This window comes from Aquipuribacter hungaricus, assembly GCF_037860755.1.
Classification (GTDB): domain Bacteria; phylum Actinomycetota; class Actinomycetes; order Actinomycetales; family JBBAYJ01; genus Aquipuribacter; species Aquipuribacter hungaricus.
Window position 1 is genome coordinate 1 of record NZ_JBBEOI010000182.1, and the last position, 7,226, is coordinate 7,226.

5 protein-coding genes are annotated in these 7,226 nt (G+C 74.1%); 2 read left to right on the forward strand and 3 right to left on the reverse strand.

Going from position 1 to position 7,226, the window contains the following annotated elements:
* Positions 1-128 precede the first annotated feature (128 nt).
* Positions 129-1,550 (reverse strand): histidinol dehydrogenase, encoded by a 1,422-nt coding sequence (hisD, locus tag WCS02_RS15390; protein ID WP_452039073.1) that lies wholly within the window; start codon positions 1,548-1,550, stop codon positions 129-131.
* Between the two features lie 43 nt (positions 1,551-1,593).
* Here hisD and ybaK point away from each other — a divergent pair, with 43 nt between their 5' ends.
* Complete coding sequence (gene ybaK / locus WCS02_RS15395) at positions 1,594-2,115, forward strand: Cys-tRNA(Pro) deacylase (protein ID WP_340294787.1); 522 nt, start codon at positions 1,594-1,596, stop codon at positions 2,113-2,115.
* Between the two features lie 64 nt (positions 2,116-2,179).
* Positions 2,180-2,848: an LON peptidase substrate-binding domain-containing protein gene (locus WCS02_RS15400; protein ID WP_340294789.1), complete on the forward strand. Its 669-nt coding sequence runs from the start codon at positions 2,180-2,182 to the stop codon at positions 2,846-2,848.
* 34 nt (positions 2,849-2,882) lie between these two features.
* On the opposite strand, the gene WCS02_RS15405 is transcribed toward WCS02_RS15400, so the two are convergent.
* Both WCS02_RS15405 and dnaE read right to left on the reverse strand, forming a co-directional pair.
* Entirely contained in the window at positions 2,883-3,569 is a 687-nt protein-coding gene (locus WCS02_RS15405) for a hypothetical protein (protein ID WP_340294791.1), read from the reverse strand.
* Positions 3,566-7,117 (reverse strand): DNA polymerase III subunit alpha, encoded by a 3,552-nt coding sequence (dnaE, locus tag WCS02_RS15410; protein WP_340294794.1) that lies wholly within the window; start codon positions 7,115-7,117, stop codon positions 3,566-3,568. Before dnaE ends, WCS02_RS15405 begins: the two co-directional genes overlap by 4 nt.
* Between the last annotated feature and the right edge of the window lie 109 nt (positions 7,118-7,226).

The following is a 7,226-nucleotide window of genomic DNA, read 5'->3' on the forward strand; positions in this document are numbered from 1 at the left end:
GCCGTCGGGCGAGGCGCCGGCGACCCGGTGGCGCGGACCGGCCTGCTGCGCGGGGTCCGTCGCGGGGTGGGTCGCAGGGTCGGTCGCGGGGTCGGTCGCAGCGCCGGCTGCGGTGCCGGTCGTCGCGGTCATGCCGGGAGCCCGTCGGGGAAGCGCGCGCGGACGGCCTGGCCGTGCGCGGGCAGGTCCTCGGCGTCGGCGAGCGCGACGACGTGGTGGGCGACGCCGGCGAGCGCCTGCTCGTCGTAGTCGACGACGTGGACGCCGCGCAGGAACGTCTGCACCGACAGCCCGGACGAGAAGCAGGCGCAGCCGCCGGTGGGCAGGACGTGGTTGGACCCGGCGCAGTAGTCGCCGAGGCTCACCGGCGCCCACCGCCCGACGAAGACGGCGCCGGCGTTGCGGACCCGGGTCGCGCGCTCACGGGCGTCGACGGTGTGGATCTCCAGGTGCTCGGCCGCGTAGGCGTCGACGACCTCCATGCCGGCCTCGAGGTCGTCGACGAGGACGAGCGCGGACTGCGGCCCCGCCAGCGCGGTCGCCACCCGGTCGCGGTGCTTGGTGGCCGCCACCTGGACGACGAGCTCCGCCTGGACGGCCTCGGCGAGGGCGACCGACGGGGTGACGAGGACGGCCCCGGCCATCGGGTCGTGCTCGGCCTGGCTGATGAGGTCGGCGGCGACCTCGGACGGGACGGCGGAGTCGTCGGCGAGGATGCCGATCTCGGTCGGGCCGGCCTCGGAGTCGATGCCGATGACGCCCTTGAGCAGGCGCTTGGCCGCGGCGACGTAGATGTTGCCGGGGCCGGTGACGATGTCGACGCCCGGCACGACGAGGGCGCCGTCGGCGTCACGGGCGCCGTAGGCGAACATCGCGACGGCCTGGGCGCCGCCGACGGCGTACACCTCGTCCACGCCGAGCAGGGCGCAGGCGGCGAGGATCGTCGGGTGCGGCAGGCCGCCGAAGTCCTTCTGCGCGGGGCTGGTGACGGCGATCTGCTCGACGCCGGCCTCCTGCGCGGGGACCACGTTCATGACGACGCTGCTCGGGTAGACCGCGAGGCCGCCCGGCACGTAGAGGCCGACCCGCTCGACGGGGACCCAGCGCTCGGTCACCGTGCCGCCGGGGGCGAGCCGGACCGTCGAGCTCGTGCGGCGCTGGTCGGCGTGGACCAGGCGGGCGCGGCGGACCGACTCCTCCAGCGCGGCGCGGACGGTCGGGTCGAGCGCCTCGAGCGCCTCCTGCAGGGCCGCGACCGGGACCCGCAGGTCGGTGAGGCGGACCCCGTCGAAGCGCTCGGTGGCCTCGACCACCGCGGCGACGCCACGGGCCCGGACGTCGTCGCAGATCGGACGGACGACGGCGAGGGCGCCCTCGACGTCGAGCGCGGCGCGCGGCACCACCCCGCGCAGCTCCCGGTGGTGCAGCACCTGCCCCCGCAGGTCGAGGGTCCGGACGTGGCCCGCGACCGGGGTCCGGGACTCCTCGGCGGCGACGGCGGGGTCGGTCGCGTCGCTGGTGGGGGCGGGGACGGCGGGGGCTGTCTGCACCGGCCCATGGTAGGTGGGGCCCCGCCTGGGTAGCGTCGGCCGGGTGAGCAGCAGGAAGCCCGCGGCGCCCGGCGGGACGCCCGCCACGTCGGTGCTGGAGGAGGCCGGGGTCGCGCACACCCGCCACAGCTACGCCCACGACCCGCGCGCGGTCGCCGACGGCGGGTCCTACGGCATGGAGGCCGCGCACGCGCTGGGCCTGGACCCGGCGACGGTGTTCAAGACGCTGCTCGTCGTGCTCGACGGCGCCCCCCGGCCCGGCCTGGGCGTCGCGGTGCTCCCGGTCACCCACCAGCTGGACCTCAAGGCGGCGGCGCAGGCGCTCGGGGTCAAGCGGGCGAGCATGGCCGACCCCCGCACCGCCGAGCGCTCGACCGGGTACGTCGTCGGCGGCATCTCCCCGGTGGGCCAGCGCACCCCGCTCCCGACGGTCGTCGACGTCTCCGCGACCCGGCACGCGACGGTCTTCGTCAGCGGCGGCAGGCGCGGGCTCGACCTGGGGCTGGCGCCGGCCGACCTGGTCCGGGTGACCGGCGCGGTGGTGGCGCCGGTGACCCGCCGCTGAGGTCCGTCGACGACGCCGGACCCTCCCCCGGGCGGCCCCTGTCGGGGCGACCTACCCTGACCGGATGCGGACCACCGTGCCCCTCTTCCCGCTGGGCACGGTCCTGGTGCCGGGGCTGGTCCTGCCGCTGCACGTGTTCGAGCAGCGCTACCGCGTCCTCGTCGCCGACCTGCTCGCCGCCGCGGAGACCGAGCAGCACTTCGGCGTCGTGGCGATCCGGTCCGGGTTTGAGGTCGGCGACGGCGCCGCCCGCGCCCTGCACCCGGTGGGCACGCTCGCCGAGCTCACCGACGTCGACGCCCTCCCCGACGGCCGCTACGACGTGCAGACCGTCGGCACCCGGCGCTTCCGGCTGCTGTCGGTCGACGACGACTCGGGCCGCCCCGACGCCGCCGTGCCGTACCTGCGCGGCGAGGTCGAGGTGCTCGACGAGCCGGTGGGCGACACCGCGGACCTGCTGGCCGGCTCGGTCCGGGCGGCGTTCGAGCGCTACCGGGCGACGCTGCGCGGAGCCGACAGCGTGCTGCCGCGCGACCCGTCGTTCCTGTCGTACACGGTGGCGGCCAACATGCTGCTGGACCTCGCCGACAAGCAGCGGCTGCTCGAGGCGGCGGACACCTCGGCCCGGCTGCGGCTCGCGCTGCGGCTGCTCGCCCGCGAGGACGTCCTGCTGCGGCTGCTGCGCGCGGTCCCCGCGACCGACGCCGTCCGACGGGTGCCCGGGCTCAACTGACCCCGCGCGCCCCCGGCCCGGTCGTCGCTGTCCCTCAGCCGGCGTGGTCCGGTCGGTCCTTGGTGAGGCGGACCAGGGGTACGGCGGGCTCGGCCGGCGCACCGGCGCCGGGGCTCGCGGCGTCGACAACCGGTCCACCACCGGGCGCCGGGCCGCCGTCGGCCGGGTCGGTGCGGGTGAGCGCCTGCCAGGCCAGCTCCCGGAGCGTGTCGACGGCGACCAGCACCCCGACCCCCAGCGGCCACAGCAGGCACCCGGCCACGACCGCGAGGCTCATGCGCGGGCGGGTCAGCTCCTCGACCGCCTCCGGGCGCACCCCGGGCACCTCCAGCGGGACCGCGGCCGACAGCGCGGCGCCGGTGAGCCAGGCCAGGACCGCGGCGACCAGCCCGCCGACGAGCAGGCCGACGAGCCTCGCCACGCCCCGCTCGTCGTGCTCGTCCTCGCGCGCCAGCACCCACCAGACGCCGCCGACCGCGCCGGCGAGCAGGCACGCCAGCGCGAAGCCGGCGTCGGCCGCGCCCACGGACTGCACGAGGTCGAGGTAGCTGGTGCCCCGCCCGCCGGCGCCGCCGAGCGCGGTCGCCCACCAGCCGAGCCCGACGACCGGTCCGGCCGCGAGCGACAACAGGGCCGCCCGCAGCGCGACCCGGCGCGGGCTGCGCCGCTGGCGACGGCTGGCGGCGCGGGGGCGGCGCCACTCCTCCGGAGTCCCGCTCACCCCAGGCACGCGGGGCCGAGCAGGGCCTTGAGGTCGCCGAAGAGCGCCGGGGTCACGGTCACCCGCAGGCCCTCGTCCAGGCGCATGAGGGTGTCCCGGCCGGGCTGCTGCAGCCGGAGCCGGACCTCGGTGGTGCCCGGGTGGGTGTCGAGGACGCCCTTGAGCCGCTCGACGACGACCGGGGTGCAGCGGGCGAGGTCCATCTGGATCGTGACGGGCCCGTCGGTGCTGGCGTCGATGTCGGGCAGCGTGATCTCGGTGGCGCGCACGCTCACGCCGTCGTCGCCGCGGTTGAGGTCGCCCTTGACGACCACCACCACGTCCTCGCCGAGCACCGGGCCGGCGATCTCGTACTGGCTGGGGAAGACGAGCACCTCCACCGAGCCGGCGAGGTCCTCCACGGTGACGATGGCCCACGTCTTGCCGGCCTTGGAGATCTTGCGCTGCACGCCCGTGACCAGGCCGGCGATGGTCACCTTCGCCCGGTCCTCGTACCGCTCGTCGGTCGCCAGCTGCGCGATGGTCACGTCGGCGAGCCGGGCCAGGACGCCTTCGATCCCGCTCAGCGGGTGGTCGGAGACGTAGAGCCCGAGCATGGAGCGCTCGCGGGACAGCAGCTCCTTCTTGTCCCACTCGGGCAGGTCGGGCACGACGACGCTGACACCGGTCGCGATGTCGTCCTCGCCGGGCGGGCCGTCGCCCATGAGCGAGGCGAACAGGTCGAACTGCCCGTCGGCCTGCTTCCGCTTGAGCGCGACCGCCTCGTCGACCGCGTCCTCGAGCACGGCCGTCAGCGCCCTACGGGTGTGGCCCATCCCGTCGAACGCGCCCGCCGCGACGAGGGACTCCACGGTCCGCTTGTTGCACACCGGCGCGGGCACCTTGTCGAGGAAGTCCCGGAAGTCCGCGTACGGGCCCTTCTCGGCGCGCGCGGCGACGACCAGGTCGACGACCGCGCCGCCGACGTTGCGCACCGCCTCCAGGCCGAAGCGGATGGAGCCGCCGACCGGGGTGTAGTCCCGGTCGGAGGTGTTGACGTCCGGCGGGAGCACCTCGATGCCCATCCGCCGGCACTCCTGCAGGTAGATCGCCGACTTGTCCTTGTCGTCGCGGACCGACGTCAGCAGGGCGGCCATGTACTCGGCCGGGTAGTTGGCCTTGAGGTAGGCCGTCCAGTAGCTGACCAGGCCGTACGCCGCGGAGTGCGCCTTGTTGAAGGCGTAGTCGGAGAACGGGACGAGGATGTCCCACAGCGTCTTGATCGACTCGTCGGAGTAGCCGTTGTCCTTCATGCCGTCGCGGAAGCCGACGTACTCCGCGTCGAGGACCTCGCGCTTCTTCTTGCCCATGGCCCGTCGCAGCAGGTCGGCCTTGCCGAGCGAGTAGCCGGCCAGGCGCTGGGCGATCGCCATCACCTGCTCCTGGTAGACGATGAGGCCGTACGTCGTCCCGAGGATGGGCTCGAGCGCCTCGGCCAGCTCCGGGTGCGGGTAGCTCACCGCCTGCAGGCCGTTCTTGCGCAGCGCGTAGTTGGTGTGCGAGCCCGCGCCCATCGGGCCCGGCCGGTACAGGGCACCGACGGCGGAGATGTCCTCGAAGTTGTCGGGCTTCATCTGGCGGAGCAGGGCGCGCATCGGGCCGCCGTCGAACTGGAACACCCCGAGGGTGTCGCCGCGGCCGAGCAGCTCGTAGGTGAGCGGGTCGGTCGGGTCCTTGCTGAGGGCGTCCAGGTCGACCTCGGTGCCGACGTTGGCCTTCACGTTCTTGAGGGCGTCGTCGAGGATCGTGAGGTTGCGCAGGCCGAGGAAGTCCATCTTGACCAGGCCGAGCGTCTCGCAGCTCGGGTAGTCGAACTGCGTGATGATCTGGCCGTCCTGCTCCCGGCGCATGATCGGGATCAGGTCGAGCAGCGGGGCGCTGGACATGATGACGCCGGCCGCGTGCACGCCCCACTGGCGCTTGAGGTTCTCCAGCCCGCGCGCCCGGTCGACGACGCCGCGCGCCTCGGTGTCGGTGGCGTAGAGGGTGCGGAACTCGCCGGCCTCGGCGTAGCGCTTGTGCTCGGGGTCGAAGATCCCCGACAGCGGGATGTCCTTGCCCATGACGCCGGGCGGCATCGCCTTGGTGAGCCGCTCCCCCATGGAGAACGGGTGGCCCATGACGCGCGAGGCGTCCTTGAGGGCCTGCTTGGCCTTGATGGTGCCGTAGGTGACGATCATGGCGACCCGGTCGTCGCCGTAGCGCTCGGTGACGTACCGGATGACCTCGGCGCGGCGGCGCTCGTCGAAGTCGATGTCGAAGTCGGGCATCGACATGCGCTCGGGGTTGAGGAACCGCTCGAAGATCAGGCCGTGCTGCAGCGGGTCGAGGTCGGTGATCCCCATCGCGTACGCGCACATCGACCCGGCGCCCGAGCCGCGGCCCGGGCCCACGCGGATGCCGTTGCTCTTGGCCCAGCCGATGAAGTCGGCGACGACCAGGAAGTAGCCCGGGTAGCCCTTGGAGACGATGACCTCGGTCTCGTAGGCGGCCTGCTTGCGGACGTCGTCGGGGATGCCGCCGGGGTAGCGGGCGTGCAGGCCGCGCTCGACCTCCTTGATGAACCACGAGGTCTCGTCCTCGCCCTCGGGGCACGGGAAGCGCGGCATGTACCGGCCCTCGCCCTCGGTGAAGCTGACGTCGCACCGCTCGGCGATGAGCAGGGTGTTGTCGCACGCCTCGGGCAGCTCGCGGAACAGGTGGCGCATCTCGGCCGGGGACTTGAGGTAGTAGCCGTCGCCGTCGAACTTGAAGCGCTTGGGGTCGTCCAGCCGGGACCCGGACTGCACGCACAGCAGCACCTCGTGGGCGGCGGCGTCGGCCTGCGTCGTGTAGTGCAGGTCGTTGGTGGCCACGAGCGGCAGGTCGAGGTCCCGGGCGATGCGCAGCAGGTCCTCGCGGACCCGGCGCTCGATCTCCAGGCCGTGGTCCATGAGCTCGCAGAACACGTTGCCGGCGCCGAACAGGTCCTTGAGCTCGGCGGCCGCGCGGCGGGCCTCCTCGTACTGGCCGAGCCGGAGCCTGGTCTGGACCTCTCCCGACGGGCAGCCCGTGGTCGCGATGAGGCCGTGGTGGTAGCTCTCGAGGATCTCCCGGTCCATGCGCGGCTTGAAGTAGAAGCCCTCGAGGCTGGCCAGGCTGGAGAGCCGGAACAGGTTGTGCATGCCCTGCGTGGTCTCGGCCAGCAGCGTCATGTGCGTGTACGAGCCGGACCCCGCGACGTCGTCGCCGGGGCTGCTGCCGGCGTCGCCCCACTTGACCCGGGTGCGGTCGAACCGGCTGGTCCCGGGGGTGATGTACGCCTCGGTGCCGATGATCGGCTTGATGCCGGCCTTGGTCGCCTTGGACCAGAACTCGTAGGCCCCGAACACGTTGCCGTGGTCGGTCATCGCCACCGAGCCCATGCCCAGCCGGGCCGTCTCCGCGAAGAGCTCACCGACCCGCGCGGCACCGTCGAGCATCGAGTACTCGGTGTGGACGTGGAGGTGGGCGAACGACTCGGCGGACATCGTCGGCGAGTCTAGGTCGGCCCCCGGACGCTACGGGCACGGCTCGCGGAGGGGGCCGCGGGGCGGGGCTCGCGGCCGGCCGCGGGCCGGCCCGGGGCGGGGTCCGGCG

Bases quoted from the DNA above. Each gene is read 5' to 3' on its own strand.
- WCS02_RS15400 (WP_340294789.1), top strand. From the start codon at position 2,180: ATGCGGACCACCGTGCCCCTCTTCCCGCTGGGCACGGTCCTGGTGCCG.
- dnaE (WP_340294794.1), bottom strand. From the start codon at position 7,117: ATGTCCGCCGAGTCGTTCGCCCACCTCCACGTCCACACCGAGTACTCG.